This is a genomic window from Streptomyces sp. NPDC001027 (assembly GCF_040299045.1).
Taxonomy (GTDB): domain Bacteria; phylum Actinomycetota; class Actinomycetes; order Streptomycetales; family Streptomycetaceae; genus Streptomyces.
The window spans coordinates 1-22,991 of the sequence record NZ_JBEPBI010000005.1; the positions used below are offsets into that span (position 1 = coordinate 1).

The 22,991-nt window shown below is 74.6% G+C and carries 14 protein-coding genes and 1 pseudogene; 9 read left to right on the forward strand and 6 right to left on the reverse strand.

Going from position 1 to position 22,991, the window contains the following annotated elements; translation table 11 throughout:
* Positions 1-115: 115 nt before the first annotated feature.
* Positions 116-1,033 carry an MBL fold metallo-hydrolase gene (locus ABT300_RS03185; protein WP_351671347.1) on the reverse strand — a complete coding sequence of 306 codons (918 nt, stop codon included), beginning with the start codon at positions 1,031-1,033 and terminating at the stop codon, positions 116-118.
* A 195-nt stretch (positions 1,034-1,228) separates the two neighbouring features.
* Here ABT300_RS03185 and ABT300_RS03190 point away from each other — a divergent pair, with 195 nt between their 5' ends.
* Together ABT300_RS03190 and rfbA are read left to right on the forward strand one after the other, a co-directional pair.
* On the forward strand, positions 1,229-1,669 hold the full coding sequence (locus ABT300_RS03190; protein ID WP_319275504.1) for a nuclear transport factor 2 family protein: 441 nt from the start codon (positions 1,229-1,231) through the stop codon (positions 1,667-1,669).
* 14 nt (positions 1,670-1,683) lie between these two features.
* Positions 1,684-2,598 carry a glucose-1-phosphate thymidylyltransferase RfbA gene (rfbA, locus tag ABT300_RS03195; RefSeq protein WP_351671351.1) on the forward strand — a complete coding sequence of 305 codons (915 nt, stop codon included), beginning with the start codon at positions 1,684-1,686 and terminating at the stop codon, positions 2,596-2,598.
* A 372-nt stretch (positions 2,599-2,970) separates the two neighbouring features.
* On the opposite strand, the gene ABT300_RS03200 is transcribed toward rfbA, so the two are convergent.
* Entirely contained in the window at positions 2,971-3,957 is a 987-nt protein-coding gene (locus tag ABT300_RS03200) for a ketoacyl-ACP synthase III family protein (RefSeq protein ID WP_351671354.1), read from the reverse strand.
* 208 nt (positions 3,958-4,165) lie between these two features.
* Here ABT300_RS03200 and ABT300_RS03205 point away from each other — a divergent pair, with 208 nt between their 5' ends.
* The 5 genes and pseudogenes from ABT300_RS03205 to ABT300_RS03225 all read left to right on the forward strand — a co-directional run bounded on the left by ABT300_RS03205 (position 4,166) and on the right by ABT300_RS03225 (position 15,717).
* Positions 4,166-5,176 carry an acyltransferase domain-containing protein gene (locus ABT300_RS03205; protein WP_452993976.1) on the forward strand — a complete coding sequence of 337 codons (1,011 nt, stop codon included), beginning with the start codon at positions 4,166-4,168 and terminating at the stop codon, positions 5,174-5,176.
* Positions 5,177-5,195: 19 nt separating this feature from the next.
* Complete coding sequence (locus tag ABT300_RS03210) at positions 5,196-7,310, forward strand: beta-ketoacyl synthase N-terminal-like domain-containing protein (protein ID WP_351671360.1); 2,115 nt, start codon at positions 5,196-5,198, stop codon at positions 7,308-7,310.
* 14 nt (positions 7,311-7,324) lie between these two features.
* A pseudogene (locus ABT300_RS03215) lies at positions 7,325-13,453 on the forward strand (type I polyketide synthase); the annotation flags it as partial.
* Positions 13,453-14,478, forward strand: coding sequence for an aromatase/cyclase (locus ABT300_RS03220; RefSeq protein ID WP_351671365.1), 1,026 nt, complete (start codon positions 13,453-13,455; stop codon positions 14,476-14,478). The pseudogene ABT300_RS03215 and the gene ABT300_RS03220, both read left to right, overlap by 1 nt.
* A 9-nt stretch (positions 14,479-14,487) precedes the next feature.
* Positions 14,488-15,717 (forward strand): acyl-CoA dehydrogenase family protein, encoded by a 1,230-nt coding sequence (locus ABT300_RS03225; protein ID WP_351671368.1) that lies wholly within the window; start codon positions 14,488-14,490, stop codon positions 15,715-15,717.
* 286 nt (positions 15,718-16,003) lie between these two features.
* Here ABT300_RS03225 and ABT300_RS03230 read toward each other — a convergent pair whose 3' ends face one another.
* Complete coding sequence (locus tag ABT300_RS03230) at positions 16,004-17,425, reverse strand: alpha/beta fold hydrolase (protein ID WP_351671371.1); 1,422 nt, start codon at positions 17,423-17,425, stop codon at positions 16,004-16,006.
* A 309-nt stretch (positions 17,426-17,734) separates the two neighbouring features.
* Here ABT300_RS03230 and ABT300_RS03235 point away from each other — a divergent pair, with 309 nt between their 5' ends.
* On the forward strand, positions 17,735-18,058 hold the full coding sequence (locus tag ABT300_RS03235) for a 2Fe-2S iron-sulfur cluster-binding protein (protein ID WP_107442658.1): 324 nt from the start codon (positions 17,735-17,737) through the stop codon (positions 18,056-18,058).
* 59 nt (positions 18,059-18,117) lie between these two features.
* On the opposite strand, the gene ABT300_RS03240 is transcribed toward ABT300_RS03235, so the two are convergent.
* A complete protein-coding gene (locus ABT300_RS03240; protein ID WP_351671375.1) occupies positions 18,118-18,951 on the reverse strand; it encodes an NAD(P)H-binding protein in 834 nt (277 codons plus the stop codon).
* A gap of 220 nt (positions 18,952-19,171) precedes the next feature.
* Here ABT300_RS03240 and ABT300_RS03245 point away from each other — a divergent pair, with 220 nt between their 5' ends.
* Positions 19,172-20,128 (forward strand): helix-turn-helix transcriptional regulator, encoded by a 957-nt coding sequence (locus ABT300_RS03245; RefSeq protein WP_351671378.1) that lies wholly within the window; start codon positions 19,172-19,174, stop codon positions 20,126-20,128.
* Positions 20,129-20,145: 17 nt separating this feature from the next.
* Here the strand turns inward: ABT300_RS03245 and ABT300_RS03250 are convergent, their stop codons facing one another.
* Positions 20,146-21,105 (reverse strand): D-2-hydroxyacid dehydrogenase family protein, encoded by a 960-nt coding sequence (locus ABT300_RS03250; protein WP_351671381.1) that lies wholly within the window; start codon positions 21,103-21,105, stop codon positions 20,146-20,148.
* A 114-nt stretch (positions 21,106-21,219) separates the two neighbouring features.
* Positions 21,220-22,923 carry a bifunctional 3'-5' exonuclease/DNA polymerase gene (locus tag ABT300_RS03255; RefSeq protein WP_351671384.1) on the reverse strand — a complete coding sequence of 568 codons (1,704 nt, stop codon included), beginning with the start codon at positions 22,921-22,923 and terminating at the stop codon, positions 21,220-21,222.
* Between the last annotated feature and the right edge of the window lie 68 nt (positions 22,924-22,991).

Here is a 22,991-nt window from a genome sequence, read left to right on the forward strand (position 1 = left end):
GCCCTGTGCGACCTGCTTCGCGACCCTTTCGTATGCTCGGGACGCGGGCGGTATGGACATCTCGTTCCAGATGACGCGATCGCGTCACACCCCCCACGCGCCTGTCGGCCGTCCTTCAGGCGTGGCACACCGGGAGACCGCCGTGGAACTGCGTCATCTCCCCGAAGGCCGTCGCCACGTCGATCGGCGCGCCCGGCGCCGCTCCGGCGAGCTCGGCGTAGGCGCGGTGCAGGTTTCCGACGATGCGCTCGGCGTCGAGGAACGCGGCCCAGGCGCCCAGCTCGGTGCTCCGGGCCGTCTCCAGCGCCGACCGTCCGGCGCGCAGCCCCCCTTCCGCCACGTCCAGCAGCCAGCTCAGATAGGCGGCGGTCTCGTCCAGCAACTCCGCGCCGCCGACCGGCCCGTGACCGGGGACCACCGTCTGCGCTCCGAGCGCGCGCAGCCGCTCGATCGCCTCCAGCGACCCCGTCACCGAGCCCATCAGGCAGAACGGGGTGCTCCCCGACCACACGACGTCCCCGGTGAACAGGACGCCCTCGTCGGGCAGCCACACCACCGTGTCCCCGGTGGTGTGGGCCGTCCCCGGGTGCAGCAGCGCGATGCGCCGGCCGCCCGAGTGGACGGCGGCCTCGTCGCCGCGATAGGTCACGTCGGGCCCGAGGACCGGCGTCTCCCCCCACTCCACGTCCGGCCACAGGCCGCGCAGGCCGGGGCCCGCGGCTATCTGGTCCCGGGCGCAGTTCTCGTGGGCGATGATCGTCGCCCGCGGCTTGAAGTAGGAGTTGCCGAACGTGTGGTCGCCGTGGAAGTGCGTGTTGACGAGGAAGTCCGGGCCGGCCGGCGCCAGCGCGCCCACCGCCTCGGCCAGCACGCGGGTACGGCGCTCGGTGGCGGCCGTGTCGACCAGCACCGCGCACTCCCCGTCGAGGATCAGCCCCGCGTTGTTCAGGCACCACCCGCCGTCGGGCTGAATCCAGGCGTAGACCGACGGGGCGACCTCGCGCATTTCCGACCGGACCTGTTGCAACGTCATTTCGAACTCCGTTCCCGGTGCGAAGAAAGTGCCGCGACAATTTGTCGGAAGGATGGCCCGAACGGCATGAGCCCCGCTGGAACACCCGGTGAGTCCGGCTTCGGGGAATTCCGGTGCAGCGGTAGTCCAGTCGGTTTCGAGCTGCCCGGAGAACGCTTCCGGAGAAGGAAACCCATGCCCGAGGAGGAGCACACCGTGGCTACGCAGACCGCTGAGCGGCAGAAGGTGACGGCCGAGGAGCACGTGGAGATCCTCGGCTTCTACGCCCGACAGTGCCGCCTGATGGACGCCCTGAAGATCGAGGAGTTCGCCGACACCTTCACCGAGGACGGCGTCATCGACCACGCGCACCGCGGCGAACGCCTCGCCGGCCGTGCGGCGATGGTCGCGGCGATGCAGGCCGCCCTCCCGCGGTACCGGTCGGTCGTGCCCCGGCACTGGTTCGACCACTACCTCGTGGAGAAGACCGCGGACGGCTGGCGGGTGGACTACGTCTGCCTGGTCACCCGGACCGACGCCGCCGGGAAGGTGGACTTCGAGCCGACCTTCACCGTGGTGGACGAACTGGTGCGCACCGAGACCGGCGAGATCCGGACCCGGGAGCGCGTCATCGACCAGGACCGTCCGGCCGCCTGAGGCGGGCGACCACGATGAAGGGGATAGTCCTCGCCGGAGGCACGGGGACCCGGCTGCATCCGATCACTTTGGCCGTGTCGAAACAGCTCCTCCCCGTCAGTGACAAACCGATGATCTACTACCCGCTGTCGGTGCTCATGCTGGCCGACATCCGGGACATCCTCGTGATCACCACGCCCACCGACATGCCGTACTTCCAGCGGCTCCTCGGCGACGGCTCGCGGCTGGGCATCTCGCTCAGCTACGCCGCGCAGGAGAGCCCCGGCGGCCTGGCGCAGGCCTTCACCATCGGGGCCGACTTCATCGGCGCCGATCCGGTGGCCCTGGTGCTGGGCGACAACATCTTCCACGGCTCCGGATTCCGGGAGCTGCTGCGCCGCAACGCCCGTGACGTGGACGGCTGCGTCCTCTTCGGCTATCCGGTGCCGGACCCCGAGCGGTACGGGGTCGGGGTGACCGACGCCGAGGGGCGGCTCGTCTCGCTCGAGGAGAAGCCGGCCGAACCCAAGTCCGACCGGGCGATCACCGGCCTGTACTTCTACGACAACGACGTCGTGGACGTGGCCAAGAACCTGACCCCGTCGCCGCGCGGCGAACTGGAGATCACCGACGTCAACCGGTGGTACCTGGAGCGCGGCAAGGCCAAACTCATCGAGCTCGGCCGGGGCTTCGCCTGGCTCGACACGGGCACCGCCGAGTCGCTGCTGAAGGCCGGCATCTACGTGCAGGCCATGGAGGAGCGCATGGGGGTGCGCATCGCCTGCCTGGAGGAGGTCGCGCTGCAGATGGGCTTCATCGACGCCGACACATGCCGACGGCTGGGCGAGGGGATGAAGTCGCCGTACGGCAGGTACGTGACGGAGGTCGCGGCCGAGGCCGCCGGCGTGGGGTACCGCCGCCGACTCGTCAGCGCCCAACGAGGCGCCTGACCCCGCCGGATCCGCCCACACCGGGCCCACCACGAGCGCGGAGTGCGACGGTTCCCCGGAACCCACCGCACTCCGCGCTTGTGGTGGGCCCGCCCACGAGCGCGGAGTGCGACGGTTCCCCAGAACACACCGCACTCCGCGCACCACATCCAGGTCCGGCCCCCGGCCCCCGACCCCTGGCCCCGGCTCCGACCTCGGGCCCCGGCCCCGCCTTGGCCGGCGTGGGGCGCCTGAGCTGGTCGGTCGGCGCACAGCGTGTGTCTGACGTCGGCGAATCCGCCCGCGGCGGGCCCGCCACGTGCGGGGAGTGCGACGGTTCCGCGGAACCCGCCGCAGTCCGCGCGCCCCGTGACGGGGGCCGCCGGATGTTTTTCAGACCGCGGTCAGGATCTCCAGGACGGCCACCGTCCATGCGAAGCCGCCGCCCGCGCTGACCAGGGCGCCCGTCTGGCCCGGGCGCAGGGCGCCGGTCCGGGTGAGGTGGGCGAGGCCGGCGAACATGTCGCCCGCGCCGAGGTGGCCGACTCCCGATCCCCAGGGCCAGGTGGTCCGCTCCGGGTCGAGGTCCAGCGCCGAGAAGAACTGGAAGTCCATCTTGGCGCGGCCGAGGTGCGGCAGCACCGTCCAGTCGAGCTCCTCCTGCTTGACGTCCGCCTCCCGCAGGGCCTGTTCGAAGGCCGCCCGCTGTCCCGTGTGCAGTCGGTCGATCAGCTCCGACATGCCCATCTCCTTCACCAGGCGGGCACGGGGCTCCTCCACGCTGACCGGGGTCCTGGTCTCCAGGGGCGTCGCGGCGAAGGGGTCGTCGCCCCGCCCCATCTTCTCCAGGGTCGGGTCGGACACCGTCACCAGACTGCGCAGCAGCGCGAACCCGTCGGCCGTGGACAGCACGATCGCGGTGCCGCCGTCGCCGAGCACGGTCCCCGGGTCGGTGGTCCAACGGTCGATCCCCGGCAGGCAGAACCGGTCGCCGGTGGTGACGAGGGCGCTGTGCCGGCGGGCGTCCGCGCGCAGATAGGCGACCGCCAGCTCGAAGGCGGCCATCCCGCCGTTGGACAGCTGCTCGACGGCCAGCGACAGGCACGTGTTGCCGACGGCCTCGCGCTGCACGTACGAGGCGGGCGCCCACAGGTCGTAGCCCTGGAAGTAGCTGCTGGCGTGCAGGACCAGGTCGATGTCCTGGGGCCCCGCGTCCGCGTGGCGCAGCGCCTCCCGTGCGGCCCGTACCGCCATCTGCGGCCCGGCCTCCGTGCCGACGCACACCGACCGCATCCGCGTGCGCCGCACGGTCCAGTCGTCGGTCAGCCCCTGCCGGACCGCCTCCTCGGCCGGCATGGCCGGCGGCAGATGAAGTCCCACCCCGGAAACGAATACCTCTTTTGCTGGCACGACCATTCCCTCCGCCCGACGGCATTCGGCCGTCGAGTCTGCACGGCACTGCTCGGGGGCGGCTCAATGCCGGGCGGAGCCGGATTCCGTCCGCGGCTCTCGATCGAGGCTCAGGCGAACGTCGAATCTCCTGGCGCATATTGCGGCAGCGGGAAAGGCAGGAAAGGAAGGTATCCGGATGCCCCTCACAGCGCAACAGCCGAATCCACCGGTCGCACTCGTGTTCCCCGGTCAGGGTGCGCAATACCCGCGAATGGCCGCGGGCCTGTACGGGCACGACTCGACGTTCACCTACTGGATGGACGAGGCGTTCCGGCTCCTGACCTCGGACGGCCCGCGGCTGCGGCGGGAATGGCTCGCCGAGGCGCCGTCGGCCGACTACGACGACGTGACGGTCGCCCAGCCGCTGCTCTACGCCGTGAACCACGCCCTCGGGCGGATGGTGCTCGGCTGGGGCGTGCGCCCGACGGCGATCATCGGGCACAGCGTCGGCGAGGTCGCCGCGGCGACCCTGGCCGGGATCCTCGGCTTCGAGGACGGCATACGCCTGATGCGCGACCGGGTCGTGCACTTCGCCGACACCCCGCCCGGCGGGATGCTCGCCGTCGCGGCCTCCCCCGACGACGTCGCCGACCTGCTCGGCGAGGACGTGCACCTGGCCGCGGTGAACGCCGCCCGCCAGCTGCTCCTCGCCGGGGAGCGCGAGCCGCTGGCCCGGGCCGCCCGCGAGCTGGACGGACGGGGTGTCATCTGCCGCCCGGTGCAGGCCAGGCAGGCCTTCCACAGCCCCGCGGTCGACGGCGCCGTCCGCGCGACCCTGCCCGGGTTCCGCGCGGTGCCGCTGCGTCGGCCGGCCTTCCCCTTCTACTCCGCGTACACGCCGGGCCGGCTCCCCGACCGGCAGGCGCTGGACCCCGACTTCTGGGCCTGGCAGGCGGCCCGGACGGTGTACTTCGCACCGGCGCTCACCGCCCTGCTCGCCGCGCACGACTGCCTGCTGCTGGAGGCCGGTCCGGGCGACGGCCTCAGCCGGCTGGCCCGTCGCCAGCCCCGGGTGATCGCCGGGCACAGCTCCGTGCAGGCGCTGGTGCCGGGCGGCGGCCGCGACGACCGCGAGGCCGTGGACGAGGCGCGGCGCCGGCTCACCCTCGTCGCCGCCGGAGACCGCCATGACCGACCTGGCCACTGACAGAGCCGACGGGACCGACATGACTGAGCTGACCGACACGACCGGTGCGTGCGGGGAACCCGTGGCCGTGGTGGGCATGGCCTGCCGCTTCCCCGGCGCCGACGACCTCCAGGGCTTCTGGCGGCTGCTCCGCCGGGGCGGCGACGCCATCGGCCCGGGCGCGGGGCTGCGCGAGGGCCGCCGCCCCGGCGGATACCTGCGCGACGTCGAACTCTTCGACGCGGAGCTGTTCGGGATCTCCCCGCACGAGGCCGCCCTGATGGACCCGCAGCAGCGGCTGCTGCTCGAACTGTGCTGGCACGCCCTCGAGGACGCGCGCATCGCGCCCACGGCGGGCGGGGCGACCGGCGTCTTCGTCGGGTCCTGCTCCGACGACTACGCGCTGATGAGCCGGATGTCCGCGGTGGTGGACCCCTACTCCATGACCGGCACGGCACGGACCTTCCTCGCCAACCGGCTCTCCTACTTCTTCGGGTTCACCGGCCCCAGCGCGGTCGTCGACACCGGCCAGTCCTCCTCGCTGGCCGCCCTGGACCAGGCGCTCGGCAGTCTGCGGCGCGGCGAGTGCTCGACCGCGGTCGTCGCGGGCGTCCAGCTCAACCTGACTGAGACGGGCGACCGGCTCATCGAGGAGCTGGGGGCGATGTCGCCGACCGGCCGCTGCCACACCTTCGACCGCAGCGCCGACGGGATCGTGCGCGGCGAGGGCGCCGGCGTGCTGGTGCTCAAGCCCCTCGATGCGGCCCTCGCCGCCGGGGACCGGGTGTACTGCACGGTGCTGGCCGCGGCCGTCAACAACGACGGCGGCGGCGCGAGCCTGACGACGCCCACCCAGACCGCCCAGCAGAGCGTGCTGACCGAGGCCTACCGCCGGGCGGGCGTGGATCCGGCCGAGGTCGCGTACGTGGAACTGCACGGCACCGGCACCAAGGCCGGCGACCCGGTGGAGGCGCGGGCCCTCGGCGGCGTCCTCGGCCGGGGACGGCCCGCGGACCGGCCGCTGCTGGTCGGCTCGGTGAAGACCAACATCGGGCATCTGGAGGGCGCGGCGGGCATCGCCGGGCTGATCAAGACCGCGGCGAGCCTCTTCCACCGCGAGCTCCCGCCGACCCTCAACCACCGGCGGCCCAACCCCGACATCGACCTCGACGGGCTGCGGCTGCGCGTCAGCACCCGGCGGCGGGCCTGGCAGCCCGACGAGGGGCCGCTGGTCTGCGGCGTCTCGTCGTTCGGCCTCGGCGGCACCAACGCCCACGTCGTCCTCGGCGAGGCGCCCCGGCGCGAGGACGCGGCAGCCGGGCCCGGTGAGCCCGCGGCGGCGGCCGGGGAGCCGGTGCCGGTGCTGCTCTCCGGGCACACCGACGCGGCGCTGCGGGCCCAGGCGGCCCTGCTCGCCGACCGGCTGGACGGCCGCGACGACCTGGACCTGCGCGACGTCGGCCTCGCCTCGGCGACGACCCGCGCGGCGCTGCCCGTGCGCGCCGCCGTCGTCGCCGTCGCGCGTCCGGCCCTCGTCGCCCGGCTCCGGGAGCTCGCCGAAGGGACCCACGGGGACGGGACCCACGCCGACGGGACGCGCGAGGACGGAACCCGTGAGGACGGGACGACCGTCCTCACGGGCCGGCCCGGCGCCCAGCCGCAGGACCGCCCGGAGACGCAGCCGCAGGACCGGCCGGCGCGCGGGGACGGTCCCGGCACGGCCGCCACGGCGGCGGCCGCCGCGTTCGTCCTCGGCAAACCCGTCGACTGGCTCGCCGTCTACGGCCCGCGGGCCCGCCCGGCGGACCTGCCGCTGTACGCCTTCCAGCGCCGCCCGTACTGGCTGGACACGACGACGTCCGCGGGCGGCCCGGCGGCCGAGGACGCCGCGCCGCAGTGGTCCGGCGACCCGCTGGACCTGGTCCTCGACCTCACCGTGCAGATCCTCGGCCGCGCGCCGGGCGCGGACCTCGACCTGGACGCCACCTTCACCGACCTCGGTCTCGACTCCCGCATGGCCGTCGCGCTGCGCACCTCCGTCGCCAGGGCCACCGGCCGCGTCCTGCCGACGACCCTGCTGTTCGACCATCCCACTCCGGCGGCGCTCATCGAGGCGCTCCGGTCGGACGACACGAAAGGTCACGAGTTTCGATGACTCCCCAGACCGGACCACTGGACGGTGACCAGGAAGCCGTCGCCGTCGTGGCCATGGGCTGCCGCTACCCGGGCGGTGTCCGCACCCCCGCCGACCTGTGGCAGCTGGTCGCGGACGGCCGCGACGCCACCTCCTCCTTCCCCACCGACCGCGGCTGGCGTGCGGCGGACCTCGCCGACGGCAGATCCGGCACGACCCGCGGCGGCTTCCTCGACGACGCCGACCGCTTCGACGCCAAGTTCTTCGGCATCTCACCCCGCGAGGCGGAGGGCATGGACCCGCAGCAGCGGGTGCTGCTGGAGACGGCCTGGGAGACCTTCGAACGCGCCGGTCTGAGCCGGGACGCCCTCACCGGCAGCAACACCGGCGTGTTCGTCGGGGCGATGGCCCAGGAGTACGGGCCCCGCCTGTACGAGGACAACCAGGGCGCCGGCGGCTACCGCATCACCGGCAGCTCGACCAGCGTCGCCTCCGGACGCATCGCCTACTACTTCGGGCTGCGCGGCCCCGCACTCACCGTGGACACCGCGTGCTCGTCCTCGCTGGTCGCCGTCCATCTGGCGGTGCGTTCGCTGCGCGACGGCGAGTGCGACCTGGCGCTGGCCGGCGGCGTCGCGGTGATGTCGACGCCCGGCATGTTCGTCGACTTCACCCGGCAGGGCGGACTCTCGCCCGACGGCCGCTGCCGCCCCTTCTCCGACGACGCCGACGGCACCGCCTGGGCGGAGGGCGCCGGACTGCTGCTGCTGGAGCGGCTCTCCGACGCCCGCGCACGCGGCCACCGGGTCCTCGCCGTCGTCCGCGGCACCGCCGCCAACTCCGACGGCGCGAGCAACGGTCTCACCGCGCCGAACCGGGCGGCCCAGGAGGACGTCATCCGGCAGGCCCTGCGCCAGGCCGGGCTCGGCCCGCACGACGTCGACGCGGTCGAGGCGCACGGCACCGGCACCGAACTCGGCGACCCCATCGAGGCGCGGGCCCTGTCCGCCGTCTACGGCCAAGGCCGCGACGCCGAACGCCCGCTCTGGATCGGCTCGTTGAAGGCGAACCTGGGGCACGCCCAGGCCGCGGCGGGCGTCGGCGGGGTGATCAAGATGGTCGAGGCGCTGCGGGCCGGCGTCCTGCCCGCCACGCCGAACGTCTCCCGCCCCACCCACCACATCGACTGGGAGAGCAGCGGTCTCGCCCTGCTGACCCGGGCCCGCCCGTGGGAGCGGGGCGACGGGCCCCGGCGGGCCGGCGTGTCCTCGTTCGGGATCAGCGGGACCAACGCCCACCTGGTGATCGAGGAGGCCGAGCCCGAGCCCGTGCGGGAACCCGCAGCCGACGCGGGCCGCCCGCTGCTGTGGTCGGTCTCCGCCCCGCACGCGGACTCGCTGCGCGCCCAGGCCAGGGCCCTCGCCGACCACGTCGACCGCACCCCGCAGGACGCGCCCGAGGACGTGGCGCACACCCTGCGCGGCCGCAGCGGGTTCCGGCAGCGCGGCGTCGTGATCGCCGACAGCCGCGCGGACCTGCTGACCGGGCTTGAGTCGCTGGCCTCCGACGCCCCGCTGCCGGCCGTGCCCGGGCGCTACCGGTCGCCGACCGTGCTGCGCACCGAGTCCTACCGCGACCTGGCCGGACCGGTGTTCGTCTTCCCCGGACAGGGGTCCCAGTGGCGCGGGATGGGTCTCGCGCTGATGGAGGAGTCGTCGGTCTTCCGCGCGAGCATGGAGGCCTGCGCGGAGGAACTGGCCCCGCTGTGCGGCTGGCGGCTCACCGACGCGCTGCGCGGCGAGGGACTCGAACGCGTCGACGTCGTCCAGCCCGCGCTGTTCTCGATGATGGTGTCGCTGGCCGCGCTGTGGAAGTCGGTCGGCGTGCGGCCCGCCGCGGTCGTCGGCCACTCCCAGGGGGAGATCGCCGCCGCCCATGTGGCCGGCGCGCTCAGCCTCGCCGACGCCTGCCGGGTGGTGGCCCTGCGCAGCCAGGCCCTGGCGCAGCTCGCGCCCCCCGGCGGCATGGCGTCCGTCCTGCTCGGCGCCGAGGAGACCGAGCGGCTCCTCAACAGCGTGGACGGCGTGAGCGTCGCGGCGGTCAACTCCGCGACCTCCACCGTGGTCGCCGGGGACGTCGCCGGCCTCACCGACCTGCTGGCCCGGTGCGAACGGCAGGGCGTCGACGCCCGGCGCATCGAGGTCGACTACGCCTCGCACACCGAGGCGATGGAGGCGCTGGAAGAACGCCTCCTCGCCGACCTCGCGGGGATCTCGCCGCGCTCCTCCGACGTCAAGCTCCACTCGACGCTGACCGGCGCGGTCATCGACACCGCGGACATGGACGCGGCGTACTGGTACGACAACCTGAGCAACACCGTGCGGTTCGAGCCGGTGCTGCGGGGGCTGGTGGAGCGACGGCACCGCACCTTCATCGAGTGCAGCCCGCACCCCGTGCTCACCTTCGGCGCCCAGGAGGTCCTGGACGCGGCCGGGGTGACGGGCGCCGTGCTCGGCACCCTGCGCCGGGACAGCGGCGGCGCGGGCCAGTTCCTGGCGTCGGCCGCGGTCCTCCCCGACTCCGTGGGACCGGTGGACCTCGCCCCGCTGCAGCCGGCCGGCCGCCGGATCGACCTGCCGTCCTACCGGTTCGACCGCACCCGCTTCTGGGCGACGGCCCCGTCGGCCGCCGCCCGCGACGACGACGGCGCGTTCACCGGCGCGCCGACCGAGCTGCCCTCCGGGCAGACCGTCGTCACCGCGTCCGTCGACCGCGAGCGCCACCCGTGGCTTGCCGACCACGTGGTCCGGGGAGCCGCTCTGGTCCCGGCGACCGTGTTCCTGTCGCTGCTCGGCGAGATCGGCGAACGCGTCGGCCGGCCGGTCGTCGCCGACCTCACCCTCAGCGTGCCGCTGACGCTGCCCGAACAGGGGGCCGCGGACCTGCGGATCGTCCTCGACCCACTGGACGCCGCCGGACGCAGGGCCCTGACCGTGCACGCACGCCAGGCCGACGGCGGCTGGGTGCGGCACGCCTCCGGCGCGCTCGCCGGCCAGGACCCGGCGCCCGCCGCGCCCGCGCGCTGGTCCACCGACGGCGCCTCCCCGGTCGACGTCGACGACGCCTACCGGCTGCTCGCCGAGCGTGGCTACCACTACGGTCCGGCGTTCGCCGGACTGCGCGCCCTGTGGACGCGCGGCGCGGAGATCCTCGCCGAGGTGGCGCTGCCCGACCTGGAGCCGGGCGGCTTCGCGACCGCCCACCCGGCGCTGCTCGACGCGGCCCTGCACCCGGCCGTGCTGCGGGCGGACGCGGGACTGCTGGTGCCGTTCTCCTGGCGCGACGCCGCCCTGACGGCCACCGACGCCCGGACCCTGCGCGTGCACGCCCGGCCGGACGGCGACGACCTGTCGCTGACGTTCTTCGACGGCCAGGACCGCCCTGTCGGCACGGTGCGTTCGCTGGCGCTGCGGCCGCTGCCCGCCGAGGACCGGGGCGTCAGCCTCGAACCGGCGTGGGAGCGGCTGCGCGGCGCGGACGCCTCGACGCCCGACGAGTGGGCGACGGTCGGCGCGGGCGGTCTGTGGGACCGGCCGGACTTCCCCGACCTGGAGTCGGTGACGCATCCGGCGCCCGCGTTCGTCGTGGCCCCGCTCGGCTCCGCCCCCGGCGCGGACGGCGACCCGGCGCAGGCCGAGCGGCTGACCCTGGCCGCCGCCGACCTGGTGCAGAGCTGGCGCGCCGGCTCGCAGTTCACCGCCTCGCGGCTCGCCGTGGTCACCCGGGGCGCGCTCGCCGTCACCGACCGCGAACCGGTCCGCGACCTGGCCGCCTCGGCCGTCACCGGACTGGTGCGCTCGGCGCAGACCGAGCACCCGGACACCTTCGTGCTGATCGACGTGGACGACGACCCGGCGTCCCTGGCGGCCGTGCCGCAGGCCCTCGCCTGCGGTGAGCCCGAGGTGGCCCTGCGGGCCGGGCGGCTGTACCGGCCGCTGCTGCGGATCGCCCGCGAGAGCGGAATGCAGCCCCCGGCCGGAAGCCGCGCCTGGCGGCTCGACGTCACGGTGAAGGGCACCCTCGACGACCTCGCACTCGTCGAACACCCCGAGGCCGAGGCCGATTTGGAGCCTCGTCAGGTGCGGGTCGAGGTGCGGGCGGCCGGGCTCAACTTCCGGGACGTCACGGTCGGCCTCGGCCTCGTCGCCACCGAGAAGACCATGGGCAGCGAAGGCGCGGGCGTGATCACCGAGGTCGGCGCCGAGGTGACCCGCTTCGCGCCCGGCGACCGGGTGTTCGGCATGTTCGAGCGCTCGCTGGGCCCGCTGGCCGTCGCCGACGAACGCATGGTCAAGCCGCTCCCGGACGGCTGGAGCTTCGCCCAGGCGGCCGGCGTGCCCATCGTGTTCATCACCGCCTACCAGTGCCTCGTCGACGTGGCCGGCACGCGGCCGGGCGACCGGGTGCTGATCCACACCGCCACCGGCGGCGTCGGACTCGCGGCCATCCAGCTCGCCCGGCACCTCGGCGCCGACGTGTTCGCCACCGCCCGCGCCGACAAGCAGCCGACGCTGCGCGCCTGGGGCGTCCCCGACGACCACATCGCCTCCTCCCGCACCCTCGAGTTCGCCGACGCCTTCCGGTCCGTCACCGACGGCCGGGGCGTGGACGTCGTGCTGAACTCGCTGTCCGGCAAGGCCCTCGACCTCTCGCTCGGCCTGCTGGCGCCGGGCGGCCGGTTCGCCGAGATGGGCAAGACCGACCTGCGGGACGTGGCCGCCACCGAGGCGGCGCACCCCGGGATCACGTACCGGGCGTACAACATCCTGGGCGTCGGGCCGGACCGGATCAGCGAGGTCCTGGAGGAGCTCGTCGCCCTGTTCGAGGCGGGCGCCCTGCGCCACCTGCCGGTGCGCACCTGGGACGTGCGGGACGGCCGGGTGCCGCTGCGGATGCTCAGCCGGGCCCGCCACCAGGGCAAGCTCGTGCTGACCACCCCGCGTTCCTACGACCCGCTGCGCCCGACGCTGATCACCGGCGGCACCGGCGGTCTCGGCGCCGAACTGGCCCGGCATCTGGTCGCCGAGCAGGGCGCCCGGCGTCTTGTGCTGATGAGCCGCAGCGGCCCGGCCGCCGAGGGCGCGGCGGAGCTGAGCGCGGAACTGACCGCGTCCGGCGCCGAGGTGTCCGTCGTGGCCTGCGACGTCGCCGACGCCGACGCCGTCGCGAAGGTCGTCGCCGAGTACCAGCCCGGCAGTGTCTTCCACACCGCCGGCGTGCTGCGCGACGGGCTGCTCACCGGGCTCACGCCGGTCCAGCTCCGGGCGGCGCTGCGGCCCAAGGTCGCCGGGGCCTGGCATCTGCACCGGCTCACCGAGCACCTGGACCTGTCGGCGTTCGTGCTGTTCTCGTCGGTGGCGGGGGTGTTCGGCAACCCGGGCCAGGCGAACTACGCGGCCGCCAACACCTATCTCGACGCCCTCGCGCAGTACCGCCGGGCGCGCGGGCTGGAGGCGACGTCGCTGGCCTGGGGCCTGTGGCGGCAGCCCACCGGAATGACCGGCCATCTGACCGAGGCCGACACCGCCGCGCTGGCCCGCATCGGGATCGCCCCGCTGGAGAGCGAGGACGGGATGCGGCTCCTGTTCGAGAACCTGGCCTCGCACGCTCCGGTCCGGGTGCCGCTGCGGCTCGCCCCGGAGCAGCTGCGGCCCGGGAGCCGTGCGGCCCGACTGCTCGCGGGGCTGCCGGACCTTCCCCGCAACGACGCGCCGCCCGCCGCCCCGACGCCGACACCGGTATCGGCCCCGGCGCCCGTACCGGCGTCCGCGCCCGTCGCCCCGGCCTCCGCCGCGGCTCCGGTCACGTCCCCGGCGCCCGCGCCCGCCCCTGCCCCCGCCGCCGCGGCGGCTGCGCCTGCGGCGGGCGGCGACCTCATGCAACTGGTGCGGACGCACACCGCCGAGGTGCTGGGCTACCTCGAACCGTCCGCGATCGGCGCCGAGGACTCCTTCAAGGAACTCGGCTTCGACTCCCTGCTCAGTGTCGACCTGCGCAACCGGCTCACCGCCGCGACCGGGCTCCGGCTCCCCGCCGGCGCCGTACTGGACCACCCGACGCCGCGGGCACTTGTCAACTTCATCTCAGGACTGGAGGGCGCGTGATGGCACGCGACGCCGAAACCGTCACCACCGAAGTCACCACCGAGGCAGGCATCGAAGCGGGCGCTGAGGCGAGCGCCGAAGTCACCGTCGACGGCGTCACCGAAGTGACCCACCGCGTCCAGGTGTCGGCCCCGGCGAGCGCGGTCTACCGGATCGTCGCCGAAGTCGGTCTGTGGCCGCTGTACTTTCCGCCCACCGTGCGGGCCGAGCGCACCGGCGGCGACGAGACGGACGAGCGGATCCGGATCTGGGCCCTCGCCAACGGCGAACTGCGCACCTGGGAGTCGCGCCGCCGACTGGACCCGGCCGGGCTCCGCATCGAGTTCGAACAGATCCAGCCGCGCGAACCGGTCGCGGCGATGGGCGGGACCTGGCGCATCGCCGAGCGGCCCGACGGCGGCTGCACGGTGGAGCTCGACCACTTCTACCGGGCCGTCGACGACGACCCGGCGGCCCACGAGCGCATCAGCCGGGCCGTCGACACCAACAGCCGCTCGGAGCTGGAGCACCTCAGGCGGGCGGCCGAACGCGGGGACGCCGAGCGGGAGCTGCTCTTCGACTTCGCCGACACCGAGACCATGACCGGCTCGATCGAGGAGGCGTACGCCTTCATCTACGAGGCGTCCCGGTGGCCGGAGCGGCTTCCGCACGTGGCGCGGCTCGAGCTCCGCGAGGAGCAGACCGGGCTGCAGTTCATGGAGATGGACACCCGCTCCCCGGACGGCTCGCTGCACACCACGGCGTCCGGCCGGGTCTGCGAGCCGCTGCGGCGGATCACCTACAAGCAGACGATCCTGCCGCCGGTGCTCCACGCCCACAACGGGGAGTGGCGGTTCGAGGAGGGCCCCGAGGGCACCGTGAAGGTCACCTCGTACCACCAGGTCCTTCTCGACCCGGCGGGCATCGACGCGCTGCCCGACCCGCCCAAGACGCTGGCGGACGCCCGGCAGGCGGTGCGGCACGCGCTGGGCTCCAACAGCCGCGCCACGATGGCCAAGACACGCGCGTTCGTCCAGGCCGGGTGAGGGGACGTCATGACGACCCAGACGACCGAGAAGACGGGGGCGGCCGGCGCGACGGGCGCGAGGGGCGCCGGTGACCCGGCCGGCGCCGCCGAGCTGCTGAAGCGGGTCCGGGAGTTCGTCCGCGCGGAACTGCTGTCCAAGGGCGAGTACTTCGACGGCCTGCCCGAGCAGCCCACCGCCGAGTCGGCCCGGCTGCACGCCGCCGGGCTGGCCAACTGGTGGATCCCGGCCGCGTACGGCGGCGCCGGCGCGTCCCTCGCCGACAGTGTGGACATCGTGTCCGAACTGGCCTACGGCGACGCCGGCTTCGCGTTCGGCTCCTTCCTGCCGGTGCTCGGCACCGTGATGCTCCAGCTGCACGGCGAAGAGGAGGTGGCGCGTCCCGTCCTGGAGCGTCTCGTCCGGGACGGCGGGCGGCTGGGCATCCTCGGCAGCGAGGAGGACGCGGGCAGCGAGCTCAACCGCACGGCCACCGTCTTCCGCCGCGACGGCGACGACCTGGTCCTCGACGGGGAGAAGTACTTCTCCACCAACTCCGACCCGGCCGACACCCTCCTCGTGCTCGCCCGGTCCGCCGACGACGACGGCGACTACGCGGTCGTCGCGGTGCCCCGCGCCACGCCCGGCGTGGAGATCGTCAAGCGCTGGGACATGCTCGGCGTCCGCGGCTCGGGCACCTACCGGGTCCGGCTGCGCGACTGCCGGGTGCCCGCGGCGGGCCGGCTGCGCGGCAACGGGCTGCGCCTGCTGGAGATCGGGCTCAACGCCAGCCGCATCCTCATCGCCGCCACCGCGATCGGCGTCGCCCGCAGGATCCGGGACCTGTCCATGGAGTACGCGGCGGAGAAGCGGATCAAGGGCGCTCCGCTGCGCGAGAACGCCGTGTTCGCCGCCAAACTCGGCCAGATCGAGATGACGATCGACGTGATGCGCAACCAGTGCCGGGCGGCGGCGGCCGAGCTCGACCGGTTCCTGGCGGCGGAGAACCCGGCCGCGGCCCTGTACCGGGTGGGCACCCTGCGCTCGGCGCTGGCCGCCAAGCTGTACTGCGGCCAGGCCGGCTGGGAGGTGGCGACGACCGGCTCGGAGATGTTCGGCGGGCTCGGCTACACCCACGACCATCCCATCGGGAAGCTGGTGCGCGACCTGCGTTACGTCTCCATCGTGGAGGGCGGCGACGACGTGATGCGCGAACTGCTCTACGCCCGGTACGTCGTCCCGGCGGGCAAGCGCCGCTGACGGGACGGCACACGACGGCGGAGGGGAGGGGCCGGTCGGCGGGCCCCTCCCCTCCGCTTCGCGCCGGACCCTCCCGGGGGATGCAGCAGTCCCCAGGGTTGCGGGAGCCCACCGGACTCAGAAGCCCCCTCGGCAGGGCTCGACCCCCGGAGAGGGCTCGGAGTCCCTCCGGGGGTTCGGACGCCTCCGGGCGTTCGGACGTCCTCGGGGGATCGAGGCGTCCGCCGGGTTCAGGAGCCCCCGGGAGGGCTCGGAGTCTCCCGGGGGCTCGGACGTCCCCGGGGGATCAGGCGTCCTCGGGAACCGGCGGGGCCTGGCGCACGCCGGGGACGGTCACCCGGGCCGGCGGCAGCACACCGTCCACCAAGTACCCCTCCACATACGCCTCGAGGCGCGGATTGCCGCCGCTCAGCACATAGACCTCGTGCTCGCCGGAGTCCTCCACCAGGATCAGGTGATGGCCGAGGCGCTCCGCCAGGGCCTCGCCGCCCTCGCGGTGGTCCATCGGATCGCCGTCGGCCTGCACGACCAGGCCCGCCGGATAGCCGTCCCTGGCGAGCACGGTGGGCGGCTCGGGCGACCGGAAGGTGCGGAACGCGCCGACCCAGGGCGCCGCCCGCAGCACGCCGTGCCCGTAGGGGTAGCGCTCCCGGCAGACGCGCATGTCCGCGTAGTAGGTCTCCAGGTCGGTCGGCCACTCCGTCTCGAGCGTCACCGCCTCCAGGACGCTCTGCTTCCACTGCTCGCTGGCCCGCGCCCCCCAGCCGCCCGTGGCGTGCTCGGCCAGCAGCGCCGCCGTGCGCTCGTCGGCGGCCTCGGCGAGCGCGTCCCGCAGCGCCCCGACCAGCAGCCCCAGCCGCTCCCACGCCGAGCGGTCGGTGGCCAGACCGCCCACGATGCCGTCGAACGACGTCCGCACGGACGCCCCGAGCCGGCCCTCCAGTTGCGCGGCGACGCCCTCCACCGCGGCGACGGTCAGCGTCGCCGTCGTCCCGAGGGCGAAGTGGTTGTCGCGCCGCGCGGTCCACGCGGCCCAGCGGTCCACGTTCTCGCGGACCGCCCGCGCCTGGGCCACGAACTGCTCACGCCAGGTCCAGCCGGGGTGCACGCAGGAGTCGAGCACACTGCGGTCCAGGCGCTCGGGGAACATCGTCCCGTAGACGGCGCCGACGTAACTGCCGTACGCGTAGCCGAGGAAGTTCAGCTTCTCCTCGCCCAGCGCGACCCGGACGGCGTCCATGTCGCGGGCGAGGTTGCGGGTGTTGACGTGCGGACGCATCTCGCCGCCGGCCCGCAGGCACCCCTGCTCGCGTTCGCGCATGTCGGCGGCCATCGCCTCGAACACCGAGTCCGGCGGCCGTGAGTCGAAGGGCGCGGTGGTGGGGGTGACCTCGATGCGCAGCGGCGTCGAGGCGCCGGTGCCGCGCGGGTCGAAGCCGATCAGGTCGTACACCTCCGCGAGCGGGGTGTCGGCCAGCCGGGCGGGCATGCCGACGCCGAGGCCGCCGTCGCCGCCGGGCCCGCCGGTCACCCCGAGCAGAACGCCCCGCCGGCGTGCGGGATCCGTGGCGGGCAGCCGGCTGACGGCGAGGGTGATCTGCGCGCCGTCGGGATCGGCGTGGTCGAGCGGGACCTCGAGCGTCGCGTACTCCAGGCGTTCGCCTGGTCCTGCGGCCGTCCACGTGAGCCGCTCGCCGGTCTTCGGCATGGGTGCCTCCTGTGCGCCATGAGTGCCGTACGTACCGGCCAGCCTCCAGCGTGGCTCTCGAACCGACCTGGAGTGCCGGGCGCACCGACCTGGAGCACCGGCACGACGGTCTGGAGCACTCGGCGCACCGGCCCGGAACGCGCGAGCGGCGGCGGCGGTCCGGAAGCGGCGTTCGATCGAGCCCCCAGCGACTCCCCAGGGCGGCGCGGCACGGTGGGCGGCGAGAGCACCGCAGGCATCCGTGGAACGTACGCCGGCGCGGCTCCGCGGCACGAGCGCGGACGCGCGAACGCAGGGAGGACACGACGCATGGCCAGGATCACCTACCGGAGTCCGGACGGAACCCCCACGACCCTCGACGTCCCCGAGGGGAACTCCGTGATGCGGGGGGCGGTCGTGGGCGGCGTCGACGGCATCGTCGGCGAGTGCGGCGGCGGCGCCATGTGCGCGACCTGCCACGTCTACGTCGACCGGGGCAGCCCGGTCACGCTGCCGGCCGTGTCCGACATCGAGGACGAGCTGCTGTACACGACGGCCTGCCCGCGCCGGGAGAACAGCCGGCTCAGCTGCCAGCTGCCGGTCACCGACGCGATCGACGGTCTGGTGGTGGACGTCCCGGAGCGGCAGGTGTGACACGCGCCGCCCCGGGGTCCGGCCGCCCCGGGGTCCGGCCGCCCCGGGGTCCGGCCGCGTCAGAACGCGGCGGCGTGCTCGGACACCCAGTCGCGGTAGCTGCGGGGAGCACGGCCGGTGATCTTCTCGACGTCGGCCGTGACCAGGGCGGGCCGACCGACCGAGTCGGCCCACACCTTGAGGATGTCGTCGAGGACCGGCCCGGGGACGTGCGCGCTCATCGCCTCCCGGACGGTCTCGGCGGGCAGCTCCTGGTAGGCGACGGGGCGGCCGAGCACCTCGCCGATGATCGCGGCCTGGTCGGCGTGGGTCAGCGACTGCGGGCCGGTCAGCCGGTGGATCTCTCCGGCGTGACCGTCCTCGGTGAGCGCGGCGACGGCCACGGCGGCGATGTCGGCCTCGTGGATCGGCGCGGCGGTGGCCTCGGCGTAGGCGCCGCGGACGACGTCGCCGCCCTTGGTCTGCCCGGCCCACATCAGTGTGTTGGCCGCGAACACGTCCGGCCGCAGGAAGGTCCATTCCAGGGCGGAGCCGCGCAGCGCCCGCTCGATCTCCGCGTGGTAGGCGGCGATGGGGCCGTCCTGCTCCTCGGACTCGTCGTCCACGGCGCCGGAGGACAGCAGCACTGCACGGCGTACGCCGGCGGCCTCGGCCGCGGCGACGAAGGCCGGTCCGCAGCCGGGGGCGGCGAACAGGAACACCGCCTCGACCCCCTCCAGGGCGGTGGCGAGCGACGCCGGGTCGGCCAGGTCGAGCGCGACGGTGCGGACCCCGGCGGGCCACGTCGCCCGCTCCGGGGCGCGTGACGCGGCCCGCACGTCGCGGCCCTGTGCGAGCAGCGTCTCCAGTGCGCGACGGCCGACGTTCCCGGTGGCTCCGGTGACGAGGATCATGACGTTCTCCCTTGCTGTGCCTGTGGTTCTGCTTGCCTGTGGTTCTGCATGCCGGTGTTTCTGCGCGGCGGCGGTTCCTCTGCGCGGCGCTGCCGTGCGGCCGTGCCGTGCGGCAGCGCCGCGGGCCGTTCCCTCGCGGGCCGGCAAGAACGACACTAGGAAGCCCTGAGGACAGGTTCTGTCCTCGACCGGGTGCGATCGATGAGGAGTTTTCCGCCAGATGCTCGAGACCTCGGCCCGATTACTGCGGCTCCTCTCCCTGCTGCAGTCCCGTCCCGACTGGCCGGGCCCGGAGCTGGCCGAGCGGCTGGGCGTCACGACGCGCACCGTCCGCCGGGACGCGGACCGGCTGCGCGAGCTGGGCTACCCGGTGCGGTCCCTGACCGGCCCCGGCGGCGGCTACCAGCTCGGCGTCGGCGCGGCGCTGCCGCCGCTGCTGCTGGACGACGACGAGGCCGTCGCGGTGACCGTCGGGCTGCGGGCCGCCGCGTCCGGCTCGGTGGCGGGCTTCGAGGAGACCTCGCTCAGGGCGCTGGCCAAGCTGGAGCAGGTGCTGCCCTCACGGCTGAAGCACCGGGTGGCGGCGATGCAGTCGGCGATCCTGCCGCTGACGGCGTCCGGCCCGGCCGTGGACGCGAATCTGTTGGCGGTGCTGGCCGCCGCCTGCCGGGGACACGAGAGCGTGCGCTTCGGCTACCAGGGCAGGACCCGGCGCGTCGAGCCTTACCGGCTGGTCCACACCGGCCGCCGCTGGTATCTGCTGGCCTTCGACCTGGAGCGCGACGACTGGCGGACGTTCCGTCTGGACCGCGTCGACGCCGCCCCGCAGTCCGGGCCCCGGTTCGCCCCCCGGCCCGGCCCCGCCGAGGACCTGAACGCCTACCTCACCGACAAGCTGTCCTCGGCCCCCTACCGCTGCCGGGCGACCGTCCTCTTCCACTGCCCGGTGGAAGCCCTCGCCGAGCACACGTCCCCCACCGCCGGCCGTCTGGAGCGCTACGACGACCGCTCCTGTCTGTTCCACACGGGGGCCGCGACCCTGGACGAGATCGCGTTGCACATCGCCCTCAAGGGCGTCGACTTCGAGGTCCTCGACCCGCCGGAACTGGCCGACCACCTCCGCACCCTGGCCGCCCGCCTCACCCGCGCCGCCGACCCCGCCCCACCGCCCCCGTGACCGGGCCGGCCCGGCGGCTAGCCCAGCACCCGTACCGGTGACCCCGTCAGGTAGGCGCGGACGCCCTCCGCCGCCTGTCCGTAGTAGCGCTCGTAGTTGGCCCGGGACACGTACCCGAGGTGGGGAGTGGCGAGCAGACGGGGAGCCGTCCGCATGGGGTGACCGGCGGGGAGCGGTTCGACGTCGAAGACGTCCACCCCCGCGCCCGCGATCCGCCCCTCCCGCAGCGCCGCCAGCAACGCCTCCTGGTCGACGACGGCCGCGCGCGAGGTGTTCACCAGGTAGGCCGTCGGCTTGAGCAGCGCGAGCTCGGCGGGGCCGAGCAGCCCCCGGGTGCGCTCGCCCAGCGCGAGATGGACCGACACGAAGTCGCTCTCGGACAGCAGCTCCTCCTTCGAGGCGGCCGCCCGCACGCCGACCTCCCGCGCCCGTTCCTCCGTCAGGTTCTGGCTCCAGGCGCTCACCTCCATGCCGAAGGCGAGGCCCACCCGGGCCACCAGGGCGCCGATCTTCCCAAGGCCCAGCAGCCCGAGCCGCCGCCCGTGCAGGTCCGCGCCCACCGTCGACTGCCAGGGGCCGCCCTCGCGCAGCGCGGTGCTCTCCTGCACCAGCCCGCGCGCGAGACCGAGCAGCAGCGCCCAGGTCAGCTCGACCGGCGGGGTCGACGAGCTCTCGGTGCCGCAGACCGTCACCCCGTTCGCCTTCGCCGCCGGGAAGTCGATCACCGAGTTGCGCATGCCGGAGGCGATCAGCAGCCGCAGCCGGGGGAGCCGGTCCAGCAACGACGCAGGGAAGGCGACGCGCTCGCGCAGGGTGACCACGCAGTCGAAGTCGGCCAGCGCCGCGGCGAGTTCGTCCTCCTCGCCGAAGTGCTCGGTGAACGGGACGACCTCCACGTCCTCGCCGGGCGCGGACCAGTCGGCCATGGTTGTCGCGACGTTCTGGAAGTCGTCGAGTACGGCACAGCGGAAGGGCACGGCGTCTCCTGGGACGGGACGGGCCCACGGTCTCGGGCCCGCGGGCAGGACCGTCCGAGACTACGGCGGGACCTGAGCGCCCCGGCCACCCCCCTCGTGTCGTGGCCGGACCGCTCACTTGGCGTCGGCGTAGCACTCCACGACCGCCGTGGTGAACGGAAACCGCACCGGCGTGTCCCCGAACGTCAGCCGCCCGGCCAGGTCGGACGCCTCCCGGATCGCCGCGACGACCGTGTCGGCCTCCTCCTGAGGACAGTGCACGATCACCTCGTCGTGCTGGAAGAAGACCAGTTCCGCCGCCATGTCCGCACAGGCCCGCCGCAGTGCGGCGAGCAGCAGCAGCGCCCAGTCGGCGGCGCTGCCCTGGACGACGAAGTTGCGGGCGAACCGGCCGCGCGCGCGGGCGTCGGTGGAGGCGTAACCGGGCGTCCACTGGCGGTCGTCGGCGCCGTCCTCCTCGGCGGGGCCCCCGGGGTCGTCGACGGGGATGCCGGCCTCCTCGGCCTCGCCTGCCCCGACCGCCGGCGGGCATGTCCGGCCGAGCCAGGTCCGCACCAGCCGGCCCTCCTTGCCGGCCCGGGCCGCCTCGTCGACGTACTCCACCGCGCGCGGGAAGCGGCGGCGCAGGGCGGCGAGGTTCTTCAGGCCGTCGCCGGAGGTCTGCCCGTAGACCGCGCCGAGCACGGCGATCTTGGCCTGGTCGCGGTCCCCGGAGAAGGCGCGGTCCGAGACGGACTGGTAGAGGTCGCTCTCCCGGCCCGCGACCTCCATCAGACCGGGGTCGCGGGAGATCGCCGCCAGCACGCGCGGCTCCATCTGGTCGGCGTCGGCGACCACGAACCGCCACCCGGGGTCGGCGACCACCGCACGCCGGATGACCTTCGGGATCTGCAGGGCGCCCCCGCCGTTGGTGACCCAGCGCCCGGTGACCGTGCCGTGCGCGAGGAACTCCGGTCGGAACCGGCCGTCCCGCACCCAGTCCTGCAGCCACGACCATCCGTGGGCCACCCGGATGCGGTACAGCTTCTTGTACTCCAGCAGCGGCTTCACGGCCGGATGGTCGACGGACTGGATCTCCCAGCGCCTGGTGGACCGCACCCGGATCCCGGCCTGGCCGAAGGCCTTCACCACGTCGGCCGGCAGGTCGGGGCGGACGCGGCGGCCGAAGGCGGCGGACACCTCGTCCGCGAGCTCCGCCAGCCGCCGGGGCTCGCCGCCGCCCGCGTACCGCTCGCCGAGCAGGTCGTCCAGGAGCGCGCGGTGCACCTGCGCGCTCCACGGCAGCCCGGCCCGGTTCATCTCGGCGGCCACCAGCATCCCCGCCGACTCGGACGCCGTCAGCAGCCGCATCCGTGCCGGGTGCTCGGCCCGCTCGTGTCTGCGCTGCTGCTCGGCGTAGACGGCCAGGAGGTCCGCCAGCGGCAGCCCCGCGGCGGCACGCGGCTCGAACAGCGAGGACTGGGCGCCGGGCTCGGCCGAGCGCTGCGGCGGGTCCGGCGGTACGGGGCCGCCGCGCAGCCGGGCCAGCGCGGCGGCCGCGGACCGGGGCTCGCCGGACCGGCCCTCGTGGCCGAGCAGCAGCGTCTCGGCGTCCTCCACGTCGTAGCACCGCTCGACCCGCACGCCCGCGTCGAGCAGGCGCGGATAGACCTCGGACGTGGAACGCCAGACCCAGCGCACGACGCCCGGCCGCTCCCGCACGGCCCGCGCCGGATCCGGCTCCCGCAGCGAGGGGCCGGCGGGCAGGCCGTCGGGACCGAGGGGGGCGACTTCCACGCCACCGTCCTCGGTCGGAGCGAGCGCCCACCGGTCGGCCATACCGCGAGTGTGGCAGGGGGGTCTGACAGCGCCGCGGAAAGTGCCCGGGCGGCGCATGGCACGATCGA